The sequence below is a fragment of the Azohydromonas lata NBRC 102462 genome (assembly GCF_001571085.1).
Lineage (GTDB): Bacteria > Pseudomonadota > Gammaproteobacteria > Burkholderiales > Burkholderiaceae_C > Azohydromonas > Azohydromonas lata.
Map to the genome: position 1 here is coordinate 1 of NZ_BCTC01000279.1, position 1,187 is coordinate 1,187.

Sequence of the window (1,187 nt, forward strand, 5' to 3'; positions counted from 1 at the left end):
TGAACTTCACGATCGAGAAACTGGCCTACCGGCCGCTGCGCAACGCGCCGCGCCTGGCCCCGCTGATCACGGCCATGGGCATGAGCCTGCTGCTGCAGACGCTGGCCATGATCATCTGGAAGCCGAATCCGAAACCCTATCCCCAACTGCTGAGCACGGACCCGATCGAGATCGGCGGCGCCGTCATCAGCGTCACGCAAATCCTCATCCTGGCCATCACGGCCATGGTGCTCGCCGGGCTGCTGTACCTGGTGAACAAGACCAAGCTGGGCCGCGCCATGCGCGCCACGGCCGAGAACCCGCGCGTGGCGGCCCTCATGGGCGTGCGCCCGGACTGGGTGATCTCCGCCACCTTCATCATCGGCGCGGCGCTGGCCGCCTTGGCCGGCATCATGTGGGCTGCCAACTACGGCACCGTGCAGCACACCATGGGCTTCCTGCCGGGCCTGAAGGCCTTCACGGCCGCGGTGCTGGGCGGCATCGGCAACCTCGCCGGGGCGGTGGTGGGCGCCATCCTGCTGGGCCTGATCGAGGCCATCGGCGCGGGCTACCTGGGCGACCTCACCGGCGGCGTGCTGGGCAGCCACTACGCCGACATCTTTGCCTTCATGGCGCTGGTGCTGGTGCTCACGCTGCGCCCGCAGGGCCTGCTGGGCGAGCGCACGGCCGACCGCGCCTGACGCCACAGGGGAGAAACACATGAAGAACAAGCTTGTCCTCTTCCTGCTGTCGGCCGTGGCGCTGATCGCGCTGCCGCTGGTGGCGCAGGAGTTCGGCCAGGGCTGGGTGCGCATCATGGCGCTGGCCCTGCTGTACGTGATGCTGGCGCTGGGCCTGAACATCGTGGTCGGCTACGCCGGCCTGCTGGACCTGGGCTACGTCGCCTTCTACGCCGTGGGCGCTTACCTCTACGCGCTGCTGGCATCGCCGCACCTGTCGGAGAACTTCCCCGCCTTTGCGGCCATGTTCCCGGACGGCCTGCACCTGCCCATCTGGCTCATCGTGCCCTTGGCTGCCGCGGTCGCGGCGGTCGCGGGCATCGTGCTGGGCGCCCCGGTGCTGCGCCTGCGCGGCGACTACCTGGCCATCGTGACGCTGGGCTTCGGTGAAATCATCCGCGTCTTCATGAACAACATGGAGTACCCGGTCAACATCACCAACGGCCCGCGCGGCATCAGCCAGATCGA

The 1,187-nt window shown here is 68.3% G+C and carries 2 protein-coding genes; both read left to right on the top strand.

Annotated elements, in window-relative coordinates:
- On the top strand, positions 1 to 680 hold a 680-nt coding region (locus ALA01S_RS31085), incomplete at its 5' end, for a branched-chain amino acid ABC transporter permease (RefSeq protein WP_066343645.1).
- A gap of 19 nt (positions 681 to 699) precedes the next feature.
- Positions 700 to 1,187 (top strand): ABC transporter permease subunit (locus ALA01S_RS31090; RefSeq protein WP_444979095.1); only part of this gene is annotated, 488 nt, incomplete at its 3' end.